This window comes from Klebsiella sp. LTGPAF-6F (genome assembly GCF_001753185.1).
GTDB classification, from domain to species: domain Bacteria; phylum Pseudomonadota; class Gammaproteobacteria; order Enterobacterales; family Enterobacteriaceae; genus Klebsiella; species Klebsiella michiganensis.
In genome coordinates this window covers 6088944-6112072 of sequence record NZ_CP017450.1, presented here as the reverse complement: position 1 = coordinate 6112072, position 23129 = coordinate 6088944, and the positions used below count along the sequence as shown (strand labels likewise).

Below are 23129 nucleotides of genomic sequence, written 5' to 3'. Positions count from 1 at the left end.
ACATTGGCGCAATTAAAACCATGAAAGCGATCACGAATCGTAACGGCGCCGCATGTTGTCGACCGGGCAAATTTCTATTCTCGTTTCAGGCCAGTACAAATAATTACCCTGAATCATTCACCGCGGTACGTGAAGCATGCCGGGTATGGATAAGGCCACTCACCCTATGAGTTGTTATATGAGGATTTTCAAATGCTCAGTCAAATACAACGCTTTGGCGGCGCCATGTTTACCCCGGTTTTACTCTTTCCTTTCGCCGGGATCGTGGTGGGTATCGCCATTATGCTGCGCAACCCGATGTTCGTCGGGGAAGCGCTCACAGCACCCGATAGTTTATTTGCTCAGATCGTTCACATTGTTGAAGAGGGCGGCTGGACCGTCTTTCGTAATATGCCGCTGATTTTCGCCGTCGGTCTGCCGATCGGCCTGGCGAAACAGGCCCAGGGCCGGGCCTGCCTGGCGGTACTGGTCAGCTTCCTCACCTGGAACTACTTCATCAACGCCATGGGAATGACCTGGGGCCACTTCTTCGGCGTCGATTTTTCCGTGGAGCCGACGCCAGGCAGCGGCCTGACGATGATGGCCGGGATTAAAACGCTCGATACCAGCATTATCGGCGCGATTGTTATCTCCGGGCTGGTGACCGCCCTGCATAACCGCTACTTCGATAAACCGCTGCCGGTGTTTCTGGGGATTTTCCAGGGCTCCTCGTTTGTGGTGATTGTCGCCTTCCTGGCGATGATCCCCTGCGCCTGGCTGACCCTGCTTGGCTGGCCAAAAGTGCAGATGGGCATTGAATCGCTGCAGGCCTTCTTACGCTCGGCCGGGGCGCTGGGGGTCTGGGTCTATATTTTCCTTGAGCGCATTCTGATCCCGACCGGTTTACATCACTTTGTCTACGGACCGTTTATTTTCGGCCCGGCGGTAGTGGAAAGCGGTATTCAGGTTTACTGGGCGCAGCATTTACATGAGTTCAGCCAGAGTACCGAGGCGCTGAAAACCCTCTTCCCGGAAGGCGGATTCGCGCTGCACGGTAACTCGAAGGTCTTTGGTTCCGTGGGTATCGCGCTGGCGCTCTACTACACCGCCGCGCCGGAAAATCGCGTGAAAGTCGCCGGTCTGCTGATTCCCGCCACCTTGACCGCCGTACTGGTGGGAATAACCGAGCCGTTAGAGTTCACCTTCCTGTTTATCTCGCCGCTGCTGTTTGCCGTCCATGCGGTGCTGGCGGCCACTATGGCGACGGTGATGTATATCTGCGGCGTGGTAGGCAACTTTGGCGGCGGCCTGCTCGACCAGTTCCTGCCGCAAAACTGGATCCCCATGTTCCACAACCATGCCTCAATGATGTTTATCCAGATAGGCGTTGGCGTGTGCTTCACCGCACTCTACTTCGTCATCTTCCGCACGTTGATTCTGCGCCTGAACCTGAAAACGCCGGGCCGCGAAGAGAGTGAAATTAAGCTCTATAGCAAAGCGGATTATCAGGCCGCGCGCGGCAAAACCAGCGCCGCGGGGGCCGCGGACACCAAACTGGGCCAGGCCGCCGGCTTCCTGCAGGCGCTGGGCGGAGCGGGCAATATCGAAAGCATTAATAACTGCGCCACCCGACTGCGCATCGCGCTGGTCGATATGGCGAAGACGCAAAGCGACGACGTCTTTAAAGCGCTGGGCGCCCACGGCGTAGTCCGCCGCGGCAACGGAATTCAGGTCATCGTCGGCCTGCACGTCCCTCAGGTCCGTGACCAGCTGGAAACCCTCATCAAAGATTCTCTACAGACCGAACAAACCACCATGACGGAGGCAGTATCATGAAAAAATTCTCAGTTGTTATCGCAGGCGGCGGCAGTACCTTCACCCCGGGCATCGTGCTGATGCTGTTAGCGAACCAGGATCGCTTCCCGCTGCGGTCGCTGAAATTTTACGACAACGACGGCGCGCGTCAGGAGACCATCGCCGAGGCGTGCAAAGTGATCCTCAAAGAGCAGGCGCCGGAGATTGAATTCAGCTATACCACCGACCCGCAGGCGGCTTTTACCGACGTTGATTTCGTGATGGCGCATATCCGCGTGGGCAAATATCCGATGCGTGAAAAAGATGAAAAAATTCCGCTGCGCCACGGCGTGCTGGGGCAGGAAACCTGCGGCCCTGGCGGTATCGCCTACGGTATGCGCTCCATCGGCGGCGTCCTGGAGCTGGTGGACTATATGGAAAAATATTCGCCGAACGCCTGGATGCTGAACTACTCCAACCCGGCGGCCATTGTGGCGGAAGCGACCCGTCGCCTGCGTCCGAACGCCAGAATTCTCAACATTTGCGATATGCCGATCGGTATCGAAGGGCGGATGGCGCAAATCGTCGGCCTCAAGGACCGCAAGCAGATGCGCGTGCGCTACTATGGGCTGAACCACTTCGGCTGGTGGACCTCGATTGAAGATCTGCAGGGTAACGATCTGATGCCGAAACTGCGCGAACATGTGGCGAAATTCGGCTATGTTCCGCCATCAAACGATCCCCATACCGAGGCGAGCTGGAACGACACCTTCGCCAAGGCGAAGGACGTGCAGGCGCTGGATCCGGATACGATGCCGAATACTTACCTTAAGTATTATCTGTTCCCGGACTACGTCGTGGCGCACTCCAATCCGGAACGCACCCGCGCCAACGAGGTGATGGACCACCGTGAGAAAAACGTCTTTAGCGCCTGCCGGGCCATTATTGCCGCGGGCCACTCGTCCGCAGGCGATCTGGAAATTGACGAACACGCGTCCTATATCGTCGATCTGGCGGCGGCGATTGCCTTTAATACTCAGGAACGCATGCTGCTGATTGTGCCAAACAACGGGGCGATTCATAACTTTGACGCCGATGCGATGGTGGAAATTCCGTGCCTGGTTGGCCACAACGGACCGGAGCCGCTGACGGTAGGCGACATTCCCCACTTCCAGAAAGGGATGATGAGCCAGCAGGTTGCGGTGGAAAAACTGGTGGTGGATGCCTGGGAACAGCGCTCTTATCACAAGCTGTGGCAGGCCATTGCGCTGTCGAAAACCGTGCCGAGCGCATCCGTTGCGAAAGCGATTCTTGATGACCTGATTGCGGCCAATAAAGCGTACTGGCCGGAACTGCATTAATCCTGCTGACCGGCAGCCACAGGGTGCCGGTTATTCATTTATCGGCCTGATAGCCCGACTTTATACGGTTATCAGGCCTGAGCTTCCTCTGAAACGGGGCGATTATTAATGCCCTCCGCTTTGGCAGTCAGGTAGAATCGGCGGTATTTTACGCAACCGGGAATCCATCAAGGAGTCATGATGAAAATATCCCGCCTTGGTGAAGCGCCGGATTACCGCTTCTCGCTGGCGAATGAACGTACCTTTCTGGCGTGGATCCGCACTTCGCTTGGCTTTTTAGCCGGTGGCGTCGGCCTGGACCAGCTGGCGCCGGATTTCGCTACGCCGCTGATTCGCGAAATTCTGGCGCTGCTGCTGTGCCTGTTTGCCGGCGGTCTGGCGATTTACGGCTATATACGCTGGCTGAGCAACGAAAAGGCGATGCGGCTGAAACAGGATCTTCCCTATACCCGCACGCTGCTGCTGATCAGTATTCTGCTGACCCTCGTCATCGTGGTGGTGATGGCGCTGGTGCTCTATGCCGGATAATCGCCGGGCGCGTCGCGAGAGCGATCCGGGCCTGCAGCCGGAGCGTACGTCGCTGGCCTGGTTTCGCACCCTTTTAGGCTATGGCGCGCTGCTGGCGCTGGCGATTAAGCACCACTGGCATCAGGCGGGGATCGCATTCTGGATTTCGCTGTGCATATTGCCGTTCGCCGCCCTCATCCTCTGGCGCTATACCCGCAGCCGCAATCTGATGAACGTTGAGCAAAGCGATTTTGCTCAGCCGCAGGCGGTTCGTGACAAATTTTTGATCGCATTCGCAGTACTTTCCCTGTCATTGTTGTTTGCTGTAACCCATATACGACAGGTGATTTTGTTTATTAAGGATATGACATGACAGGATGTCAGGCCGATTACGGTGACGATCGGCACTGCGGGAACTGCAAATCGCTGGCGAGCGATTTTCCGGTACAGGAAGTCATTATCGATCGTCAGGCGTGCCAACGCCCCGAGCGTGTCTACCATCAGCTGAGCGCTCAGGGAGCCGTGGCCATCAAGTTTATTCCCCATCTGCAACCTTCCGACGCCCGGCTGTGGGGGGATTTCCTCTGCGCGGTGTTTGCGATTTGGGTTAAAGAAGATGCTAACCGCATCGTCGTGCCGCTGTTTGAGGCCACGCTGCGCGCCTGGCGCGGCGAGTCGGTGCTGTATGCCAACAATCCGCCGGGGCCAGCCTGCGCGGGCTGCGCCTGGCTAAGATTATGCGGTGGGGGCTGCCCGCAGCTGCGTCTGGAGGATGGCTCCAATGCGCTATGCGAGGGTTACCGGCAGTTTTATAGCTGGAGCGCCCCCTATATGCGCGTTCTGCGCGATCTACTCAATCAGCATCGTTCGCCGGTTGAGCTTATGCATCTGCTGCGCTAAAAAATGGCGACGAAAGAGGCTTCGTCGCCATCGCGTTGACCTGACGGGAGGTTTACCGTCCTTTTGCCAGATACTGCGCCATCTCCTCTTCCGGCACCATGCCGCCGCCGGTTGCCCACACAAGGTGGGTCGCATTGCGCATCTGCCCGGCGGTGAAGCCGTGCATCTGCTGATACGCCTGGCTGGCGCAGACCCGCTGTGGACCGGCCATGCCGGCCAGCGCGGACGGCTCCAGGCGAATACCTTCTTCCTCGGCTAACCAACCCAGCATGTCGTACATTGTCTGGTCATCGAGAGAGTAGAACCCATCCAGCAGGCGCTCCATTGCCCTGCCAACGAAACCGGAAGCGCGGCCTACCGCCAGACCGTCCGCGGCGGTCAGATTATCAATTCCCAGATCCTGAACCGAAATCTGGTCATGCAGGCCGGTATACACCCCCAGCAGCATGCAAGGGGAGTGGGTCGGTTCGGCGAAGAAGCAGTGGACGTTATCGCCAAACGCCAGCTTCAGGCCAAACGCCACCCCGCCGGGGCCGCCGCCAACGCCGCACGGCAGATAAACAAACAGCGGATGACTGGCGTCCACCACGCGCCCTTCGCGGGCAAACTGCGCTTTTAGCCGCTCGCCGGCCACGGAGTAGCCGAGGAACAGGGTGCGCGAGTTCTCATCATCGATAAAGAAGCAGTTCGGGTCGGACTCGGCGGCTTTACGCCCCTGCTCAACCGCCACGCCGTAATCCTCTGCATACTCCACCACCGTCACGCCGTGGCTGCGCAGTTTGGCCTTTTTCCACGCTCTGGCGTCGGCGGACATATGGACCGTCACCTTGAAGCCGATGCGCGCGCTCATTATGCCAATCGACATCCCCAGGTTACCGGTGGAGCCAACGGCGATGCTGTACTGGCTGAAGAACGTCCTGAACTCGGGGGTCAGCAGCTTGCGGTAGTCGTCGGCTGTGTTTAACAATCCCGCGTCGATCGCCAGTTTTTCCGCGTGGGTCAGGACTTCATAAATGCCGCCGCGGGCCTTAATCGAGCCGGAAATCGGCAGGTGGCTGTCTTTCTTCAGCAGCAGATCGCCAGCAATGGGCTGACGAAAGGTTTTTTCCAGCCGGGCCTTCATTGCCGGGATGGCCACCAGCTCGGATTCGATAATACCGCCAGTGGCGGCGGTTTCCGGAAAGGCTTCCGCCAGATAGGGCGCAAAACGATCGAGGCGGGCGTGGGCTTCCTGAACGTCTTCTGTCGTCAGGCCAACGTAGGGTAACCCCTCCGCCAGCGACGTCGTTGACGGGTTAAACCAGGTGGTTTCTTTCAGGGCTATCAGCTCCTCCAGTAGAGGAAACTGGGCGAGTAAAGTGGTCATGTCAGCGTTTTTCATATTACGTCTCTTTGCGCTCAGATGATGAAAGAAAGCAGGAATGTACCGGCCAGTGCAAGCAGCGAAGCGATAAAGGTCGCCGTGGTATAGTATTTGAACGTTTCGTTAAGGCTTGCCCCGCAGTACTGCTTAACCAGCCAGAACAGGGAATCCGTCACGATAGTGCAGCCAATCGCGCCGGAGCCGATGGCGATAGCGATGATTTCCGGGCTCACGCCGGGATAGAGCGGCAGCATCGGCGCGACGATGGCGGTTGCGCCCATCATGGCGACGGTGGCGGAACCGACGGCGGCATGCAGAATCAGCGCCACCAGCCAGGCCAGCAGAATCGGGTGCATATCGAGGTTCGACAGAATCACCGCCAGCGTATCGGCCAGGCCGCTGGTTTTCAGAATGGCGTTAAAGGCCCCGCCTGCGCCGATAATCAGCAGGATATTGGCGATAGAACCGAAACAGTTTTCCGTATGCGTCAGCAGGGTGCTCATGCCCATATTCTGGCGGATACCCAGCACGTAGTAGGCCACAAAGACGGCGATAAACATGGCGGTGATCGGGTTGCCGATAAACTCCAGCAGCATATACAGCGTGCCGCCTTTGGTCATATTCAGTTCGGCGATGGTTTTTACCAGCATCAGGCCGATCGGCAGCAGCACCGTAAACAGCGTGGCGCCCAGCGACGGCAGGGTCTCTTCTTTGCGCACTTCGAGGTTGGCAAACTCAGCCGGCACCGCTTTAAACGGCAGGCGGTTGCCGAGGAACCGCAGGAACAGCGGGCCGCCGACCAGCGAGGCCTGCAGGCCCACCAGCAGACCGTAAACGATCACCGTTCCGATATCCGCGCCCAGCTTGTTGGCGACGAACAGCGCAGCCGGATGCGGCGGCACCACGCAGTGCACCGCCATCAGCGCCGTACACAGCGGGATGGCCAGCTTCAGCAGCGACGTGTTGGTCTTTTTGGCAATGGAAAACGCCAGCGGAATCAGCAGCACCACGCCCACTTCAACGAACAGGGTGATCCCGCAAATCAGGCCCACCAGCACCATAATAACGTCAGCGGACAGCCAGCGGCAGCGCTGGAGCGTCAGGCCGATACGTTCCGCTGCGCCGGAGACCTCCATCATTTTGCCGAGAATCGTCCCCAGCCCAATCACCGCCGCAAGGAAGCCCAGCGTGCCGCCAATCCCGCTCTCAATGGCGTTAACCATATCCAGCGGGCTCATGCCCATCATGGCGCCGACGAAAAAGCTTGCCAGCAGTAGCGCCAGAAACGGGTGAAACTTCAGTTTGACGATAGTTAATACAATCAACACGATGCTGACCAGCAGCGTGCTCACAACCCAGATCTGAGATTCCATACCCCACCTCGCCTGTGAATAATCTATGGGTATTGAACAGAAAAACGGCACGCGCTGACAAACGATATAAACGGCCCTTCAGGTGAATCAGATTGAATCAAAAAGGTGATTTTGCTCTAAAATTGTCTGTTATGTGTGCTATGCATCACTTTTATTCATCTTTAATGCGCAGCTGGCGCGAAAAATTTCTTACACTCGGCGGGGAATTGTGAAGGAGTAAGAGATGGAGACGCTAAAAGAGTTAGGCACTCGCCTGCTTAACGGCTGGCAGCTATCGAAGCTGTATACCTTTGAAGTCGCCGCCCGGCATGAGTCGTTTGCGCTGGCGGCGGAGGAGCTGTCGCTGACGCCCAGCGCGGTGAGCCACCGTATCAATCAGCTGGAAGAAGAGCTGGGGATCCAGCTGTTTGTGCGCTCGCACCGCAAAGTAGAGCTGACGCATGAAGGTAAGCGGGTGTTCTGGGCGCTGAAGTCCTCGCTGGATAGCCTGAACCAGGAAATTCTGGATATTAAAAACCAGGAGCTGTCGGGGACGTTAACGGTCTATTCGCGCCCGTCCATCGCCCAGTGCTGGCTGGTTCCCGCGCTCGGCGACTTTACCCGCCGCTATCCGTCGATCTCGCTTACCGTGCTGACCGGCAACGATAACGTCAATATGCAGCGCGCGGGCATCGATCTGGCAATCTACTTCGATGATGCGCCTTCCTCGCAGCTGAGCCACCATTTTCTGATGGATGAGGCCATCGTACCGGTCTGCACGGCGGATTACGCGCGCCAGCATCAGCTACAGCAGAACCCCGGCAATCTTCGCCACTGTACGCTGCTGCACGATCGTCAGGCGTGGAGCAACGATTCCGGCACCGATGAGTGGTTCAGCTGGGCGCAGACATTTTCCGTCGATTTGCCGCAATCGTCGGGTATTGGCTTCGATCGTTCGGATTTAGCGGTGATTGCCGCGATGAATCACGTTGGCGTGGCGATGGGGCGTAAGCGGCTGGTGCAAAAGCGCCTGGAGAGCGGCGAGCTGATCGCACCGTTCGGCGAGATGACCCTGAAGTGCCATCAGCACTACTACGTGACGACCCTGCCGGGCCGTCAGTGGCCGAAAATTGACGCCTTTATCCACTGGCTGCAGAGTCAGGCGCAATTATGATGACCGGCTTAGTTTCATCCCGGTGGCGCTGCGCTGACCGGGCTACGGGTTTACCTCCGTCTGCGGGCCGGTAGCCCGGACAGGCGCGTCAGGCGCCGCCTCCGGGAAATATGCCGGGGCTGATAATTCGCCACTGCTTCCCGGCTTGCGCTGCGCTTAGCCGGGCTACGGGTTTATCGGCGTCCGTCATTTGTAGCCCGGGTAAGACGCGCCGCGTCGCGACCCGGGGAACCCGCAAAGAAGCCTTAAACCGGCTGCTGGTGTTGATGAAAGCGCGACGCCAGCGGCAGCCAGCACAGCAGAATCAGCAATCCCATCAGCATCATTAGCAGGCCGAGGCTGCCCTGACCGGTTTGCGGCATCATCGCCGACAGCCACGCCAGCACGCCGGAACCGATATTCTGCAGCCCGCCCACCAGCGCCCCGGCGGTGCCGGCGAGGAACGGGAAGGGCTCCATCGCGCCGCTGGTCGCCAGCGGAAACAGCATCCCCGCGCCAAAAAAGAACAGCGCGGCGGGAACCAGCAGGGTCCAGACGGTCATCACGCCCAGCAGGCCAGGGATCCACATCAGCACCCCCGCCAGCAGGCAGCAAATCACCGACTGCCACATCAGCGTCGGGAAGCGTTTGTTCGGGCGGCCGGCAAACCAGGCGCCAAAGAACGCCGCCGGGATCGGCAGAATAAACAGAATGCTGACCGACATACTGCTCAGACCCAGTACCGCGCCCATCAGCACGCCGGAACAGGCTTCGAATACGGCAATGCCCGCCAGGCCGCCGATCAGCATCAGCAGATAGCAGTTGAACGCGCCGGTACCGAACAGCGTTTTATAGTTGGTGATGAGCCGGGTACGCGGCGCGCCGGTGGGCCGGGTTTCCGGCATCCAGCGCGCCATGCTGAAGGTGACGCCGGCGCAAAGTACCAGCAGAAATACGAAGCAGGCCCGCCAGTTCCATAAGGTATCGAGAATGCCGCCAATCAGCGGCGCGAGCAGCGGGCTAACCAGAATCCCCATATTCAGCAGGCTATTGGCGTGCCTGAGCTGCGCCCCTTCATACAGATCGCGCGGCAGGGTTCGCGCCATCACGCCGCCGACGCCGGTACCCATCCCCTGCATTGCGCTGGCGGCAATCAGCACCGGCAGGCTATGGGTGGTAATGGCAACCAGCGTCGCCAGCATAAAAATGGACATTCCCACCAGTATCACCGGGCGGCGGCCAACGCGATCGGAGAGCGGGCCGTAGAAAAGCTGCGAGACGCCGTAGGTCAGCAGATAAGCGGCCATTACGCTCTGCACCGCGCCTTCGCGAACGTTGAGCGATATCGCCATATCGGCAATCGCCGGAATATAAATGGTCTGCGCCATCTGGCCTACGGCCACTAGCAGCACCAGCATCAACAACAAATTGAAGTTCTTATGCCGTTTCATGTCGATGAATACTTTGTATAAAGTTGGAGATGAAGAATATGTGACTGGCACACCCGCTAAACGATGGAGGAATCTACCACATAAAAATGACAGAACAACCCTGTAAGGGGGGATTGTCGGGGATGTTCAGGCAGGTTTTGTAAACGAAAGTCGGCAACTAATGTTGCCATGTGTGGATTAAGACAGCCGCAGCAGAATCGCCCCGGCGGCAATGCCGCAGGCGGCGGCGATGCGCAATGGAACTACCTTCTCTTTCAACAGGATAAACGCGATAACCGCGCCAAAAAGAATCGAGGTTTCGCGCAGGGCGGCTACCACCGCCAGCGGCGCCTGGGTCATGGCCCACAGCGCCAGGCCATAGGAGCCCATGGTACCGACGCCGCCGACCATGCCTTTCTTCCAGTGCTGGCGCAGATAGCGGCTGGCCTGCGGGCGTCGGGCAATCATCGCCCAGCCCAGCAGACAGAAGCCGTTCATAAAAAAGGTCCACAGGGTATAGCCCAGCGCGGTTTCTGAAAGCCGCACACCGGTTCCGTCAACCAGCGTGTAGCCCGCAATGAAGCAGGCGTTGATCAGCGCCAGTACGATACCCTGGCTCGAACTGGCGCGCCCGTTAAAGGCCATCGCCAGAATCGCCAGGCAGATGACGCCGATGCCCAGCCACGCCAGCGGGGAGAGAGTGTCGCCAAGAAAGGCGACGCTGATTATCGCCACCAGTAGCGGGGCGGTCCCACGCATCAGCGGATAGGTCTGGCTCATATCCGAGACCTGATAGGTTTTTGCCACCAGCACCGTATACACCACCTGTAGCGCGCAGGAGACGGCAAGAAACGGCACGCTGGCGAGCGTGGGTTGGGGGGCAAAAGGGAGCAGAACCAGGGCGATGAGCGAGGCAGAGCCGCTAACGCCTACCGCTGCGTACATTTTATCGCCGCTGGCTTTAACGATAGCGTTCCAGCTGGCGTGAAGCAGGGCGGCGAACAGCAAAATACAGAATACGGTAATGGTCATTGCGGCCTGGCGCTGGGGAATAAATCGTCAACGGACTGTAACATGCGCACTCTTCAGCAGCCAGCGGCGGCTAGAGCGAACAGAACAGACGATGGGTGACCCGGGGTTCATCATATATCGGGCGAAATCCCAGATTTTCATAAAACGACCAGGCCGTTGACGGCGCATGGGTGTTGAGAAAATCAAAGCTGCTGCCGGAGTGGGTGATAACCGAGACCAGCAGCTGATGCCCGATCCCCTGCCGACGATGGCGCTCGGCGATATACAAATGGCGGATGCGACCGGCCCGCGGCTGCTGGCTAAAAGGGTCGATGTTAAGCCCGCACACGCCGACCAGCTGCCCGTGCGCAAAAGCCCCCAGCAGCTTTTCTCCCGGCGCGTTAAAACGGTTTTCCCCGTTCTGCCAGTTCTCCGCCAGGCGACGCAGCATGTTCAGGTTTTGCGCCAGGCTTTCGGCGCGGAGTGCCGAAAAACCAGGTTCGTCCGGGGTGATAGCGGCGATCAACAACGGTGCCATAATTTTTCTCCGTCAGGTTAGCCTGTAGAGGGGCGGTTTCCCGCCCCTCTCAGGTGCGACTTGAACCTGAATCAGCGGAACTGCTTCAGGACTGCATCAAGTAGTTGCAACACGGCAACCATGAGTTTCAGGATCAGAACAACGATATCCACTCCGCCCATACGCGTCTCCTCTGGTTCAGGAGCACAACCGGCTGGCGTACCTTTCCGCCGCCTGTTGCCAGCCAGGGTATACCCGTCATATTCAGGCGCCACCTGCCGGTGGCGGACTCAATAATTCGGGGTATTTGTTGACGTAACACAGTGTGCTCTTCTGGGGTTAAGGCGCTGACGGCACCACCCGTTTCAGCCAGGACTTTTTTGCGCCGGTAAAAGTGCGGCCCCAGATTCCCCCTGCGTACCCCCTCAGTATAGAATGAATACTGTATATATGAACAGTATTTTTTGGACAAATTTGTATACGCGATCCATACTCTAAATCAGCAAAAACCATCGTGAAAATTGCGCCTTCTTCCCCGATCGCGTATACTTTTTTCGTTGACGTAATACAGTGTGCTTGCGGCTACCAACCGTAAAAACACCGAACAGAAAACCTCGCCGCGGCGGGGTTTTTTGTTTTTATCCCGCCGCAAATTAATGTGATCTTCCGCGCAGTTTCTCCTGGTTGAAAATAAATCCATTGTGAAATGACAAAAGCTGTGTTTGTATAAATTCATTCCCTTTTTTGAGACAACAGGTCCCTCATGAACGCTACCACGCTGACTTCGACCCTACTACTAACCGCGCCTGCCGCGGTGGTCGTCGTGTCTGTGGTGGTCGTCGTCGGCAACGCGCCGTAGGGTCCGGAACAACACGAATTCCAAACCCCGCCGGCGCAAACCGAGCGGGGTTTTTCGTTTCATGCCCCCCGGTAAGTCGGCCCAGAATAAAAGGACTGGAGCATGGCAAGTTCGGGCACAACATCACAAAAAATGCGCTTCACTGGCGCACAGTTAGTCGTTCATTTACTGGAGCGTCAGGGGATCACCACGGTCAGCGGCATTCCGGGCGGCTCCATCCTTCCCATTTACGATGCGTTAAGCCAAAGCACGCAGATCCGCCATATTCTGGCGCGTCACGAGCAGGGCGCGGGGTTTATCGCCCAGGGCATGGCGCGCACCGAGGGCAAACCGGCGGTGTGTATGGCCTGTAGCGGCCCGGGAGCCACTAACCTGATCACCGCTATCGCTGACGCCCGTCTGGATTCGATTCCGCTGGTGTGCATTACCGGCCAGGTTCCGGCCTCAATGATCGGCACCGACGCTTTCCAGGAAGTCGACACCTACGGTATCTCTATCCCCATCACGAAACATAACTATCTGGTACGCAACATTGCTGAGCTGCCGCAGGTGATAAGCGACGCGTTTCGCATCGCGCAGTCCGGGCGACCAGGGCCGGTGTGGATAGATATTCCTAAGGATGTTCAGGCCGCGACCATTGAGCTTGACGCCCTGCCGGAACCCGGCGCCCGTACGGCGCCTCCGACGTTCGATAGCGCCAGCGTGCGTGAAGCGGCGGCGATGATTAACGCCGCGCAGCGTCCGGTGCTCTATCTGGGCGGTGGGGTGATCAACGCGCCTGAGCCCATTCGCCAGCTGGCGGAAAAAGCCAACCTGCCAACCACCCAGACCCTGATGGCGCTGGGGATGCTGCCGAAAGCGCATCCGCTGTCGCTGGGCATGCTGGGGATGCACGGCGCGCGCAGCACCAATTTTATTTTGCAAGAGGCTGATTTATTAGTTGTTTTAGGCGCGCGTTTTGATGACCGGGCGATTGGTAAAACCGAGCAGTTCTGCCCGAACGCGAAAATTATCCACGTTGATATCGACCGCTCTGAGCTGGGTAAAATCAAACAGCCGCACGTGGCGATTCAGGGCGACGTTGGCGAAGTGCTGGCGCAGCTGATCCCGCAGGTCGAGGCGCAGCCGCGCAGCGAATGGCTGCAGCTGGTGGCCGATCTGCAGCGGGAGTTCCCCTGCACCATTCCGCAGGAGCAAGACCCGCTTACCCACTATGGCCTGATTAACGCCGTTGCCGCCTGCGTTGACGATGAGGCAATCGTGACCACCGACGTCGGCCAGCACCAGATGTGGGTCGCGCAGGCGTATCCGCTCAACCGCCCGCGCCAGTGGCTGACCTCCGGCGGCCTCGGCACCATGGGCTTTGGCCTGCCTGCCGCAGTAGGCGCGGCGCTGGCTAACCCGCAGCGCAAGGTCATCTGTTTCTCCGGCGACGGCAGCCTGATGATGAACATTCAGGAAATGGCTACCGCGGCGGAAAATCAGCTGGACGTGAAAATTATCCTGATGAATAACGAAGCGCTGGGGCTGGTTCACCAGCAGCAGAGCCTGTTCTACAAGCAGGGCGTGTTCGCCGCGACCTATCCTGGCATGGTCAACTTTATGCAGATCGCCGCCGGTTTTGGTCTGCAAACCTGTGATTTAAATAACGAAGCCGATCCGCAGGCGGCGCTGCAGGCGATTATCGACCGCCCGGGTCCGGCACTGATCCACGTGCGTATCGATGCCGAAGAAAAAGTGTATCCGATGGTACCGCCGGGTGCGGCCAATACTGAAATGGTGGGGGAATAAGCCATGCAACAAGCGACTCATGAAAACGTTATTCTACAGCTCACCGTGCGCAACCACCCTGGCGTGATGACCCACGTTTGCGGCCTGTTTGCCCGCCGCGCATTTAACGTGGAAGGCATTCTTTGTCTGCCGATCCCGGACAGCAACCAGAGCCGCATCTGGCTACTGGTCAACGACGATCAGCGCCTCGGGCAGATGATTAGCCAGATCGAAAAGCTGGAAGACGTTGAGAAGGTGGTGCGCAATCAGTCCGATCCCTCCATGTTCAGCAAAATCGCGGTGTTCTTCGAATAATCGCTCGCGGCTTGATCCGCTGCGCGCGATAAACAAAATCACTCAAGCCGCATCAGGGCGGCAACTCTGAGAATCCCCCGGGAGCTGACTGAAGTCAGTGACTGGGGGGAACAGAGGCAGCTTGAAGGATGGCGTTTATACCGTTAAGGTAAGCGCGTTTTTTATCCTCCCCAGGAATCGCCATGACCACAATCGCCCTTATTGACGATCATCTTATCGTCCGCTCCGGCTTTGCCCAACTGCTGGGGCTGGAAGCCGATTTTCAGGTCGTCGCCGAATTCGGTTCCGGGCGCGAAGCGCTGGCGGGGCTGCCCGGCCGCGGCGTGCAGGTCTGTATCTGCGATATCTCGATGCCGGATATCTCCGGGCTTGAGCTGTTAAGCCAGTTGCCGAAAGGGATGGCGATCGTGATGCTGTCGGTGCACGACAGCCCGGCGCTGGTGGAGCAGGCGCTGAACGCCGGCGCGCGCGGCTTTCTCTCCAAGCGCTGCAGCCCGGATGAGCTGATCGCCGCCGTCCGCACCGTGGCGGCTGGCGGCTGCTACCTGACGCCGGATATCGCCATGAAGCTGGCGGCCGGGCGACGGGACCCGCTCACCAAACGCGAACGCGAGGTGGCGGAAAAGCTGGCGCAGGGGATGGCGGTAAAAGAGATTGCCGCCGAGCTGGGCCTGTCGCCAAAAACCGTGCACGTTCATCGCGCCAATCTGCTGGAAAAGCTGGGCGTCAGCAACGACGTCGAGCTGGCGCGCCGCATGTTCGATAGCTGGCAATGAACACCTTTCTCTCCCGGCTGCTCTCGGTTATCGGTTGTTGCTTTATCTTTTCCGCCGCGTGGTTTTGCCTGTGGAGCATCAGCCTGCACCTGGTGGAGCGTGCCGATCTTGCGGTGCTGCTTTTCCCCTTTGGCCTGCGTCTTGGCCTGATGCTGCAGTGTCCGCGCGGCTACTGGCCGGTTCTGCTGGGCGCTGAGTGGCTGCTGATCTTCTGGCTGGCGCAGGAAGTGGCGCTGGCGCACCCGATAATATTGATGACCGGAAGTCTGTTGACCCTGCTGCCGGTGGCGCTGATCTCACGCTATCGCCAGCAGCGTGACTGGCTCACCCTGCTGCGTCAGGGAGGGGCGCTGATCGCCGCTGCGCTGCTCCAGTCGCTGCCGTGGCTGCCGGAAGGCAAGGAGGGGCTGAACGCGCTGCTGCTGACCCTGACCGGCGGCCTGACGCTGGCGCCTACCTGCCTGGTTATCTGGCACTACCTTACCAGTACCGTCTGGCGGCCGCTGGGGCCATCGCTGGTCTCGCAGCCGGTAAACTGGCGCGGGCGGCATCTTATCTGGTACCTGCTGCTGTTCAGCGTCAGTCTCTGGCTCCAGCTGGGGCTGCCCGCCGAGCTCTCGCGATTTACGCCTTTCTGCCTGGCGCTGCCGATTATCGCCCTGGCCTGGCACTACGGCTGGCAGGGCGCGCTGATCGCGACCCTGATGAACGCCATCGCGCTGATTGCCAGCCAGAACTGGCACGATCATCCGGTGGATTTGCTGCTTTCGCTGCTGGCGCAAAGCCTGACGGGCCTGCTGCTGGGCGCAGGCATTCAGCGGCTGCGCGAGCTGAATCAGTCGCTGCAAAACGAGCTGGTGCGTAACCAGCGGCTGGCGGAACGCCTGCTGGAAACCGAAGAGAGCGTGCGCCGCGAGGTGGCCCGCGAGCTGCACGATGATATCGGGCAGACCATCACCGCCATCCGTACTCAGGCGGGGATCGTCCAGCGTCTGGCGCCTAACAGCGCCAGCGTCAGGCAGAGCGGCCAGCTGATTGAGCAGCTTTCGCTCGGCGTCTATGATTCGGTGCGCCGCCTGCTGGGCCGCCTGCGCCCGCGCCAGCTGGACGACCTGACGCTTGAACAGGCGGTGCGTTCGCTGATGCGCGAAATGGAGCTGGAGGACCGCGGTATGGTCAGCCATCTGGCGTGGCGCATTGATGAGTCGCTGCTGAGCGAAAACCAGCGCGTCACCCTGTTCCGCGTCTGCCAGGAAGGGCTGAATAATATCGTCAAACACGCCAGCGCCAGCGCCGTCACGCTGCAGGGCTGGCAGCAGGAGCAGCGGCTGATGCTGGTGCTGGAGGACGACGGCTGCGGCCTGCCGCCGGGCTCAGGTCAGCAGGGCTTCGGCCTGACCGGCATGCGCGAGCGCGTCAGCGCGCTGGGCGGCACCTTAACCATCTCCTGCACCCACGGCACCCGCGTTTGCGTCAGCCTGCCGCTGCGCTACGCCTGAGGAGCGACGATGTTTGCCTTTTTGAAATCCCCGCCCGATGCTCCGCCGATTACCGACAAACCGGCGCTGGACGCGTGCTACCGCTACTGGCGTCGGCATATTCTGCTGACCATCTGGCTGGGCTATGCGCTGTTTTATTTTACGCGTAAAAGCTTTAACGCCGCCGTGCCGGAAATCCTCGCCAGCAACGTGCTGACGCGCAGCGATATCGGCCTGCTGGCAACGCTGTTCTACATCACCTACGGGCTGTCGAAATTTTTCTCCGGTATCGTCAGCGACCGCTCTAACGCCCGCTATTTTATGGGCATCGGTCTGGTCGCTACCGGCGTGGTGAATATTCTGTTTGGCTTTTCCACTTCGCTGTGGGCCTTCGCGCTGCTGTGGGCGCTGAACGCCTTCTTCCAGGGCTGGGGCTCGCCGGTGTGCGCCCGTCTGCTGACGACCTGGTATTCGCGCACCGAACGCGGCGGCTGGTGGGCGCTGTGGAATACGGCGCATAACGTCGGCGGGGCGCTGATCCCGATGGTGGTTGGCGCGGCGGCGCTGCACTACGGTTGGCGAACGGGGATGATGATTGCCGGCATGCTGGCGATCCTCGCCGGACTGTTTCTCTGCTGGCGGCTGCGCGACCGGCCGCAGGCGGTAGGACTGCCCGCCGTGGGCGACTGGCGGCACGATGAGCTGGAGATTGCCCAGCAGCAGGAGGGCGCTGGCCTGACCCGTAAAGAGATCCTCACCAAATACGTGCTGCTGAATCCCTATATCTGGCTGCTCTCGCTGTGCTACGTGCTGGTGTACGTGGTGCGCGCGGCGATTAACGACTGGGGCAACCTGTATATGTCGGAAACGCTCGGCGTCGATCTGGTCACGGCGAATTCGGCGGTTACCATGTTCGAGGTGGGCGGCTTTATCGGCGCGCTGGTGGCGGGCTGGGGCTCGGATAAACTGTTTAACGGCAACCGCGGGCCGATGAACCTGATTTTCGCCGCCGGTATTTTGCTGTCGGTGGGCGGCCTCTGGCTGATGCCGTTCGCCAGCTACGTGATGCAGGCGGCCTGCTTCTTCACGACCGGCTTTTTCGTTTTTGGCCCACAGATGCTGATCGGCATGGCGGCGGCGGAATGCTCGCACAAAGAGGCGGCGGGGGCGGCAACCGGCTTTGTTGGCCTGTTTGCCTATCTTGGCGCATCGCTCTCCGGCTGGCCGCTGGCGCAGGTGATGGAAATCTGGCACTGGAGCGGCTTTTTCGTGGTTATCGCCATTGCCGCCGGCATTTCCGCCCTGCTGCTGCTGCCGTTTTTAAACGCCCAGGCGCCGCGAGAAGCGTGACCCACTTCACCTTTCTTCGCCGAATGGCGTAAAACTAAGAAATTTTCCCGGTTTCGCCTGGACGCTGTCTCAGGCGAGTCTCCCGGCTGATTTTTACAATGCCTGCCATTCGCAGGTACTAAATCAGCTCAGGAGTCACCCAATCATGCTGGCCTTCTTAAACCAGGTGCGTAAGCCAACCCTGGACCTGCCGCTCGAAGCGCGGCGCAAAATGTGGTTCAAACCGTTCATGCAGTCGTATCTGGTGGTTTTCATCGGCTATCTGACCATGTACCTGATCCGCAAAAACTTTAACATCGCGCAGAACGACATGATCTCCACCTACGGGCTGAGCATGACGCAGCTGGGGATGATCGGTCTCGGATTCTCAATCACCTACGGCGTCGGTAAAACGCTGGTTTCTTACTACGCAGACGGTAAGAACACCAAGCAGTTTCTGCCGTTTATGCTGATCCTCTCGGCCATCTGTATGCTTGGCTTCAGCGCCAGCATGGGCGCGGGGTCGACCAGCCTGTTCCTGATGATCGCCTTCTACGCCCTGAGCGGCTTTTTCCAGAGCACCGGCGGGTCGTGCAGCTATTCGACCATTACCAAGTGGACGCCCCGCCGTAAACGCGGCACCTTCCTCGGCTTCTGGAATATCTCTCACAACCTCGGCGGCGCCGGCGCGGCGGGCGTGGCGCTGTTTGGCGCCAACTACCTGTTCGACGGCCACGTGATCGGGATGTTTATCTTCCCGTCGATTATCGCGCTGATCGTCGGTTTTATCGGCCTGCGCTTCGGCAGCGACTCCCCGGAATCCTACGGTCTCGGTAACGCCGAAGAGCTGTTTGGCGAAGAGATCAGCGAAGAGGATAAAGAGACGGAAGAGAACGCCATGACCAAATGGCAGATCTTCGTCGAGTACGTACTGAAGAACAAAGTCATCTGGCTGCTGTGCTTCTCCAACATCTTCCTGTACGTGGTGCGCATCGGTATCGACCAGTGGTCCACCGTTTACGCTTTCCAGGAGCTGAAGCTCTCCAAAGAGGTGGCGATTCAGGGCTTTACCCTGTTTGAAGTGGGCGCGCTGGTCGGCACGCTGCTGTGGGGATGGCTGTCGGATCTGGCAAACGGTCGTCGCGCGCTGGTGGCCTGCGTTGCGCTGGCGCTGATTATCGCCACCCTGGGGGTTTATCAGCACGCCAGCAACCAGTACGTTTATCTCGCCTCGCTGTTTGCGCTGGGCTTCCTGGTGTTTGGCCCCCAGCTGCTGATCGGCGTTGCCGCGGTAGGTTTCGTGCCGAAAAAGGCGATTGGCGCTGCCGACGGGATCAAGGGCACCTTCGCCTATCTGATCGGCGACAGCTTCGCCAAGCTGGGCCTCGGGATGATTGCCGACGGTACGCCGATTTTCGGCCTCACCGGCTGGGCGGGCACCTTTGCGGCGCTGGATGCGGCGGCGATTGGCTGCATCTGCCTGATGGCCATCGTCGCGGTGTTTGAGGAACGTAAAATCCGCCGTCAGAAAAAGACGCAAACGTTGCAGACTGCCTGAGTCATTGAGTGTGAGTCACGTTGCCCGGCCCCTGCGCCGGGCTTTTTTATGCCTCTTGCCGGGCGGTTTGATGATAGCGAGACGGTGTCGCGATAAGTCACATTCTGGTACCTCCGGCAGTCGACAGCGGGCAATTTCCCATTATGATAGTGGGGCTGCGATTGAATGAGAGGATGCATGATCTGGTTAGGACTGGCCACGCTGATAGTGGTATTTGTTGTGGGATTTCGGGTACTTACCTCTGATTCACGCCGTGCGATTCGCCGTCTGAGCGAACGGTTAGGCATTACGCCGGTACCGCTGGAATCGATGATCGATCAGCTGGGAAAAACCGCCGGCAACGAGTATCTGCGCTACCTGGAGCGGCCGAATGAAGCGCATTTGCAAAATGCTGCGCAGGTGCTGCTGATCTGGCAGGTCGCTATCGTCGACGGCAGCGAGCAGAACCTGCACTACTGGTATCGGTTGATGAAAAAGTCCCGCCTCGCGGCGCCGATTACCGAAGCGCAAATCCGCCTGGCACAAGGTTTTCTTCGCGAGCTGGAGCCGGAAGTGAGCGACCTGCACGCTTTGCAGGAGCGCTATAACGCGCTGTTTTTGCCGGAGGATGGCGTCCACTGGCTGCACTGATATCACTTCCCGGTGCACTGTTGGCTTCGTTAAACGTCACGCCGATGAGGCCACCGGTGCATAAGTCATCGTAACAAAGGGCCATCATCTGGCCGTCCTTCCAATGAAATCCTCATTAGCGGGCTGGGCTGGCGACGGCGGCACGTGACAGCAGATTAGCCAATGCGTAAGTCATTTTATAAAGAGGGGTTGCTTTTATAGCTAGTAGGCTATAATTTACTTATAGCTTATTGGCTATGAGGGATCGCTAATGTGGGATGTTGAAACAACGGAGGTTTTTGACAAGTGGTTTGAGGCGCAGACCGAAGCGCTCAAAGAGGATATGCTCGCCGCAATGGTGATCTTATCCGAGTATGGCCCCCGGTTGGGAAGGCCGTTTGCGGATACAGTAAACGATTCTGCCTTTTCGAATATGAAAGAGCTGCGCATTCAGCATCAAGGTAGACCCATCCGAGCTTTCTTTGTATTTGACCCTTCTCGTTGTGGCATCGTGTTATGCGCCGGAGATAAAACAGGGTTAAATGAAAAGAGATTCTATAAAGATATGATCAAGCTTGCAGATGCTGAGTACCGTAAGCACCTTAATCAGTAAGGAAAAAATATGGCGACCCTTAAAGAATTAATGGCCAAACAGAGCCCGGAAAGCCAGGCGCGTATTGCTGAAAAAGTCGAGGAGATGCGCCAGGCTATCGCTTTAAGTATGTTAAGGGAAGAACTCAATATGTCTCAGGCAGAGCTGGCTAAGGCAATGGGCGTTAAACAACCCACCATAGCAAAAATGGAACAGGCTGATAACGACCCGCGTTTGTCAACGCTGAAGCGCTATGTTGCAGCGCTCGGGGGGGAACTCAGTATTGATGTTAAGCTGCCAACCGGTAAGCGAATCGCATTCCATCTTTAATCCTGCGAACCTTGTGTCCGTTGGCGATGCTGGTGAGAAAGTTGTCAAAACGTTAAATTCGTCACATTTAAAATGTTACACTGCGCGGCTTCCCCGTGTTCAACCATGCAGGTAACTTATGACTCCTTCGAATGCCTCTACGCCACAGGCTCATCAGGCGGCGCGACCCAACTGGTCGGCGGTTTTTGCGGTGGCCTTCTGCGTCGCCTGCCTGATTACCGTTGAGTTCCTGCCGGTAAGCCTGCTCACGCCGATGGCGCAGGATTTAGGCATCTCCGAAGGGGTTGCCGGACAGTCGGTCACCACCACGGCGTTCGTGGCGATGTTCGCCAGCCTGTTTATCACCTCGATCATCCGCAGTACCGATCGCCGCTACGTGGTGATTCTGTTTTCGGTTCTGCTGACCCTTTCCTGCCTGCTGGTCTCTTTTGCCAACAGCTTTGCGTTATTGCTGCTCGGCCGCGCCTGCCTCGGGCTGGCGCTGGGCGGCTTTTGGGCGATGTCGGCGTCGCTCACCATGCGGCTGGTGCCGATGCGCGTGGTGCCCAAAGCCCTGTCGGTTATTTTTGGCGCGGTATCAATAGCGCTGGTGATCGCCGCGCCGCTGGGCAGCTTCCTCGGTGGGATTATCGGCTGGCGTAACGTCTTTAACGGCGCCGCGGTGATGGGGGTGGTCTGTACGATTTGGGTGCTGAAGGCGCTGCCGTCTCTGCCGGGCGAGTCGACCTCGGCGCAGCAAAATATGTTCGGCCTGCTAAAGCGCCCCGGCGTGATGGCCGGGATGTGTGCCATTTTTATGGCCTTCGCCGGCCAGTTCGCCTTCTTTACCTATATTCGCCCGGTGTATATGACGCTGGCAGGCTTTGACGTTGACGGCCTGACGCTGGTGCTGTTGAGCTTCGGCATCGCCAGCTTCGTCGGCACCTCGCTCTCTTCGATGCTGCTCAAACGTTCGGTGAAAGCGGCGCTGGCGGTTGCCCCGGTGGTGCTGGCCATCAGCGCGGCGGTGCTGGTACTGTGGGGGGAGAGTAAAATCGTGGCGTCGACGGTTGCCGTTATCTGGGGCTTTGCCTTCGCGTTGATACCGGTTGGCTGGTCAACGTGGATCACCCGCTCCCTGTCCGATCAGGCGGAGAAAGCCGGGTCGATTCAGGTGGCGGTGATCCAGCTGGCCAACACCTGCGGCGCCGCGGTTGGCGGCGTGGCGCTGGATCACCTTGGTCTGCTCTCGCCGCTGGTCCTCTCCGGTACGTTGATGCTGCTGACCGGCCTGCTGGTGGCGACGAAAGTACGAGTGTAATGGGGCCGCAGTCAGGCGAATCGTCAATAAAACTACGGGCGTTCGCCCTGCGCCAGACGACGGTTGATGTCGGCAATCACGCCCGGCAAATCCGCCAGCGTATCCACCACATAGTGCGCACCGGCGGCGTACAGCTTCCCGGCAGCGTGCTCGCGGCGGGCGGCGATCTCTTCGGCGCTCATCTGCTGATATTCCTCCCAGCTGGCGCCGAATTCGTTACCGGAAACCGCCAGACCCACGCTCCACATCCCGGCGTTTAATCCTTCGGTAATGCCGGGAGCGGAATCATCAACCTTGACGCAGTGGGCTACCGAGTCGATGCCGAGGACAATGACGTTCTGTAACGCCATCCACGGGCCTGGCCGCCCCCCGACGGCGAGGTCGTCCGTCGCCACCCAGTGGTCAGGCGCATAGCCCTGCGCGGCGGCGGCCGGCGCCAGCTTTTCCATCACCGGACGCGGATAGCCGGAACAGGAGCCAATTTTTATGCCTTCGGCGCGCAGCGCGGCAATGGTGTCGACAACCCCGGCGATCGGCGCAGAAAAATCGACAACTTTGGCAATCTGCAGCGGCATAAAAGCAGCATAGATCGCGTCGATATCGGCAGCGTTCATCGCCCGGCCAAACTTCGCTTGCCAGCGGGCGTCCACGGCGGGCAGTTTCCCCAGCGCTTCAATATGCTGCCATTTGCCGAGACCCATCGGCACCCTGGCTTCTTCGAGCGTAATCTCCACGGCAAAAGCCTGACGGAAGGCCTCAACGAAAATCTGCGTCGGCGCGAAGGAGCCAAAGTCGACGGTGGTGCCTGCCCAATCAAGAATAACGGCGTTAATACGGTTCATGACG

24 protein-coding genes are annotated in these 23129 nt (G+C 58.8%); 17 read left to right on the top strand and 7 right to left on the bottom strand.

Translation table 11 applies throughout. The features are described from left to right. Nucleotides 1–192: 192 nt before the first annotated feature. The 5 genes from BJF97_RS28650 to BJF97_RS28630 all read left to right on the top strand — a co-directional run bounded on the left by BJF97_RS28650 (nucleotide 193) and on the right by BJF97_RS28630 (nucleotide 4541). Nucleotides 193–1815, top strand: coding sequence for an alpha-glucoside-specific PTS transporter subunit IIBC (locus BJF97_RS28650; protein WP_009654320.1), 1623 nt, complete (start codon nucleotides 193–195; stop codon nucleotides 1813–1815). Continuing rightward, the gene (locus tag BJF97_RS28645; RefSeq protein WP_004855669.1) at nucleotides 1812–3134 is read left to right on the top strand and encodes a 6-phospho-alpha-glucosidase; all 1323 of its coding nucleotides are present in this window, start codon (nucleotides 1812–1814) and stop codon (nucleotides 3132–3134) included. Before BJF97_RS28650 ends, BJF97_RS28645 begins: the two co-directional genes overlap by 4 nt. Nucleotides 3135–3314: 180 nt before the next feature. Beyond that, complete coding sequence (locus BJF97_RS28640; protein ID WP_004855665.1) at nucleotides 3315–3662, top strand: YidH family protein; 348 nt, start codon at nucleotides 3315–3317, stop codon at nucleotides 3660–3662. Then, on the top strand, nucleotides 3652–4014 hold the full coding sequence (locus tag BJF97_RS28635) for a DUF202 domain-containing protein (RefSeq protein ID WP_014227322.1): 363 nt from the start codon (nucleotides 3652–3654) through the stop codon (nucleotides 4012–4014). Before BJF97_RS28640 ends, BJF97_RS28635 begins: the two co-directional genes overlap by 11 nt. Then, nucleotides 4011–4541, top strand: a complete 531-nt coding sequence (locus BJF97_RS28630) for a hypothetical protein (RefSeq protein WP_032694292.1) — start codon at nucleotides 4011–4013, stop codon at nucleotides 4539–4541. The genes BJF97_RS28635 and BJF97_RS28630 overlap by 4 nt, the downstream gene beginning before the upstream one ends. A gap of 52 nt (nucleotides 4542–4593) precedes the next feature. On the opposite strand, the gene dsdA is transcribed toward BJF97_RS28630, so the two are convergent. Next, entirely contained in the window at nucleotides 4594–5922 is a 1329-nt protein-coding gene (gene dsdA / locus BJF97_RS28625; protein WP_032694293.1) for a D-serine ammonia-lyase, read from the bottom strand. Between the two features lie 17 nt (nucleotides 5923–5939). Then, a complete protein-coding gene (dsdX, locus tag BJF97_RS28620) occupies nucleotides 5940–7277 on the bottom strand; it encodes a D-serine transporter DsdX (RefSeq protein WP_032694294.1) in 1338 nt (445 codons plus the stop codon). Between the two features lie 223 nt (nucleotides 7278–7500). On the opposite strand from dsdX, the gene dsdC reads away from it, so the two are divergent. Next, nucleotides 7501–8430, top strand: coding sequence for a DNA-binding transcriptional regulator DsdC (gene dsdC / locus BJF97_RS28615; RefSeq protein ID WP_014227320.1), 930 nt, complete (start codon nucleotides 7501–7503; stop codon nucleotides 8428–8430). Between the two features lie 245 nt (nucleotides 8431–8675). Here the strand turns inward: dsdC and emrD are convergent, their stop codons facing one another. The 4 genes from emrD to tisB all read right to left on the bottom strand — a co-directional run bounded on the left by emrD (nucleotide 8676) and on the right by tisB (nucleotide 11549). Then, nucleotides 8676–9860, bottom strand: a complete 1185-nt coding sequence (emrD, locus tag BJF97_RS28610; RefSeq protein WP_004855651.1) for a multidrug efflux MFS transporter EmrD — start codon at nucleotides 9858–9860, stop codon at nucleotides 8676–8678. 177 nt (nucleotides 9861–10037) lie between these two features. Then, nucleotides 10038–10871 carry a DMT family transporter gene (locus BJF97_RS28605; RefSeq protein ID WP_014227319.1) on the bottom strand — a complete coding sequence of 278 codons (834 nt, stop codon included), beginning with the start codon at nucleotides 10869–10871 and terminating at the stop codon, nucleotides 10038–10040. A 70-nt stretch (nucleotides 10872–10941) separates the two neighbouring features. Beyond that, the gene (locus BJF97_RS28600) at nucleotides 10942–11388 is read right to left on the bottom strand and encodes a GNAT family N-acetyltransferase (protein ID WP_004855646.1); all 447 of its coding nucleotides are present in this window, start codon (nucleotides 11386–11388) and stop codon (nucleotides 10942–10944) included. A 71-nt stretch (nucleotides 11389–11459) separates the two neighbouring features. Further along, nucleotides 11460–11549, bottom strand: a complete 90-nt coding sequence (gene tisB, locus BJF97_RS28595) for a type I toxin-antitoxin system toxin TisB (protein ID WP_004107126.1) — start codon at nucleotides 11547–11549, stop codon at nucleotides 11460–11462. 581 nt (nucleotides 11550–12130) lie between these two features. On the opposite strand from tisB, the gene ivbL reads away from it, so the two are divergent. The 11 genes from ivbL (at nucleotide 12131) to nepI (ending at nucleotide 22283) form a co-directional block, all read left to right on the top strand. After that, nucleotides 12131–12226, top strand: a complete 96-nt coding sequence (gene ivbL / locus BJF97_RS33210) for an ilvB operon leader peptide IvbL (protein WP_004107123.1) — start codon at nucleotides 12131–12133, stop codon at nucleotides 12224–12226. 102 nt (nucleotides 12227–12328) lie between these two features. Then, nucleotides 12329–14017, top strand: a complete 1689-nt coding sequence (ilvB, locus tag BJF97_RS28590) for an acetolactate synthase large subunit (RefSeq protein ID WP_004855639.1) — start codon at nucleotides 12329–12331, stop codon at nucleotides 14015–14017. Between the two features lie 3 nt (nucleotides 14018–14020). Continuing rightward, the gene (ilvN, locus tag BJF97_RS28585) at nucleotides 14021–14311 is read left to right on the top strand and encodes an acetolactate synthase small subunit (protein WP_004855635.1); all 291 of its coding nucleotides are present in this window, start codon (nucleotides 14021–14023) and stop codon (nucleotides 14309–14311) included. Nucleotides 14312–14493: 182 nt separating this feature from the next. Next, nucleotides 14494–15087 carry a transcriptional regulator UhpA gene (gene uhpA / locus BJF97_RS28580; protein WP_004107112.1) on the top strand — a complete coding sequence of 198 codons (594 nt, stop codon included), beginning with the start codon at nucleotides 14494–14496 and terminating at the stop codon, nucleotides 15085–15087. Nucleotides 15088–15104: 17 nt separating this feature from the next. Further along, the gene (gene uhpB, locus BJF97_RS28575; protein ID WP_162933650.1) at nucleotides 15105–16586 is read left to right on the top strand and encodes a signal transduction histidine-protein kinase/phosphatase UhpB; all 1482 of its coding nucleotides are present in this window, start codon (nucleotides 15105–15107) and stop codon (nucleotides 16584–16586) included. A 9-nt stretch (nucleotides 16587–16595) separates the two neighbouring features. Further along, on the top strand, nucleotides 16596–17915 hold the full coding sequence (locus BJF97_RS28570) for an MFS transporter (protein WP_032694296.1): 1320 nt from the start codon (nucleotides 16596–16598) through the stop codon (nucleotides 17913–17915). 145 nt (nucleotides 17916–18060) lie between these two features. Next, a complete protein-coding gene (uhpT, locus tag BJF97_RS28565) occupies nucleotides 18061–19452 on the top strand; it encodes a hexose-6-phosphate:phosphate antiporter (protein WP_004126843.1) in 1392 nt (463 codons plus the stop codon). A 177-nt stretch (nucleotides 19453–19629) separates the two neighbouring features. Beyond that, nucleotides 19630–20082 carry a DUF1198 domain-containing protein gene (locus BJF97_RS28560; RefSeq protein ID WP_009653860.1) on the top strand — a complete coding sequence of 151 codons (453 nt, stop codon included), beginning with the start codon at nucleotides 19630–19632 and terminating at the stop codon, nucleotides 20080–20082. A gap of 250 nt (nucleotides 20083–20332) precedes the next feature. Then, nucleotides 20333–20674: a type II toxin-antitoxin system RelE/ParE family toxin gene (locus tag BJF97_RS28555; RefSeq protein ID WP_014227314.1), complete on the top strand. Its 342-nt coding sequence runs from the start codon at nucleotides 20333–20335 to the stop codon at nucleotides 20672–20674. A gap of 9 nt (nucleotides 20675–20683) precedes the next feature. Then, nucleotides 20684–20983: a helix-turn-helix domain-containing protein gene (locus BJF97_RS28550; protein WP_014227313.1), complete on the top strand. Its 300-nt coding sequence runs from the start codon at nucleotides 20684–20686 to the stop codon at nucleotides 20981–20983. A 118-nt stretch (nucleotides 20984–21101) separates the two neighbouring features. Continuing rightward, nucleotides 21102–22283 (top strand): purine ribonucleoside efflux pump NepI, encoded by a 1182-nt coding sequence (nepI, locus tag BJF97_RS28545; RefSeq protein WP_014227312.1) that lies wholly within the window; start codon nucleotides 21102–21104, stop codon nucleotides 22281–22283. Nucleotides 22284–22315: 32 nt separating this feature from the next. Here nepI and phnX read toward each other — a convergent pair whose 3' ends face one another. Next, nucleotides 22316–23125: a phosphonoacetaldehyde hydrolase gene (phnX, locus tag BJF97_RS28540; RefSeq protein WP_004855618.1), complete on the bottom strand. Its 810-nt coding sequence runs from the start codon at nucleotides 23123–23125 to the stop codon at nucleotides 22316–22318. Nucleotides 23126–23129: the final 4 nt, after the last annotated feature.

Coding starts and splice junctions, on each gene's coding strand:
- BJF97_RS28650 (WP_009654320.1), top strand. CDS start 193: ATGCTCAGTCAAATACAACGCTTTGGCGGCGCCATGTTTACCCCGGTT.
- BJF97_RS28645 (WP_004855669.1), top strand. CDS start 1,812: ATGAAAAAATTCTCAGTTGTTATCGCAGGCGGCGGCAGTACCTTCACC.
- BJF97_RS28640 (WP_004855665.1), top strand. CDS start 3,315: ATGAAAATATCCCGCCTTGGTGAAGCGCCGGATTACCGCTTCTCGCTG.
- BJF97_RS28635 (WP_014227322.1), top strand. CDS start 3,652: ATGCCGGATAATCGCCGGGCGCGTCGCGAGAGCGATCCGGGCCTGCAG.
- BJF97_RS28630 (WP_032694292.1), top strand. CDS start 4,011: ATGACAGGATGTCAGGCCGATTACGGTGACGATCGGCACTGCGGGAAC.
- dsdA (WP_032694293.1), bottom strand. CDS start 5,922: ATGAAAAACGCTGACATGACCACTTTACTCGCCCAGTTTCCTCTACTG.
- dsdX (WP_032694294.1), bottom strand. CDS start 7,277: ATGGAATCTCAGATCTGGGTTGTGAGCACGCTGCTGGTCAGCATCGTG.
- dsdC (WP_014227320.1), top strand. CDS start 7,501: ATGGAGACGCTAAAAGAGTTAGGCACTCGCCTGCTTAACGGCTGGCAG.
- emrD (WP_004855651.1), bottom strand. CDS start 9,860: ATGAAACGGCATAAGAACTTCAATTTGTTGTTGATGCTGGTGCTGCTA.
- BJF97_RS28605 (WP_014227319.1), bottom strand. CDS start 10,871: ATGACCATTACCGTATTCTGTATTTTGCTGTTCGCCGCCCTGCTTCAC.
- BJF97_RS28600 (WP_004855646.1), bottom strand. CDS start 11,388: ATGGCACCGTTGTTGATCGCCGCTATCACCCCGGACGAACCTGGTTTT.
- tisB (WP_004107126.1), bottom strand. CDS start 11,549: ATGGGCGGAGTGGATATCGTTGTTCTGATCCTGAAACTCATGGTTGCC.
- ivbL (WP_004107123.1), top strand. CDS start 12,131: ATGAACGCTACCACGCTGACTTCGACCCTACTACTAACCGCGCCTGCC.
- ilvB (WP_004855639.1), top strand. CDS start 12,329: ATGGCAAGTTCGGGCACAACATCACAAAAAATGCGCTTCACTGGCGCA.
- ilvN (WP_004855635.1), top strand. CDS start 14,021: ATGCAACAAGCGACTCATGAAAACGTTATTCTACAGCTCACCGTGCGC.
- uhpA (WP_004107112.1), top strand. CDS start 14,494: ATGACCACAATCGCCCTTATTGACGATCATCTTATCGTCCGCTCCGGC.
- BJF97_RS28570 (WP_032694296.1), top strand. CDS start 16,596: ATGTTTGCCTTTTTGAAATCCCCGCCCGATGCTCCGCCGATTACCGAC.
- uhpT (WP_004126843.1), top strand. CDS start 18,061: ATGCTGGCCTTCTTAAACCAGGTGCGTAAGCCAACCCTGGACCTGCCG.
- BJF97_RS28560 (WP_009653860.1), top strand. CDS start 19,630: ATGATCTGGTTAGGACTGGCCACGCTGATAGTGGTATTTGTTGTGGGA.
- BJF97_RS28555 (WP_014227314.1), top strand. CDS start 20,333: ATGTGGGATGTTGAAACAACGGAGGTTTTTGACAAGTGGTTTGAGGCG.
- BJF97_RS28550 (WP_014227313.1), top strand. CDS start 20,684: ATGGCGACCCTTAAAGAATTAATGGCCAAACAGAGCCCGGAAAGCCAG.
- nepI (WP_014227312.1), top strand. CDS start 21,102: ATGACTCCTTCGAATGCCTCTACGCCACAGGCTCATCAGGCGGCGCGA.
- phnX (WP_004855618.1), bottom strand. CDS start 23,125: ATGAACCGTATTAACGCCGTTATTCTTGATTGGGCAGGCACCACCGTC.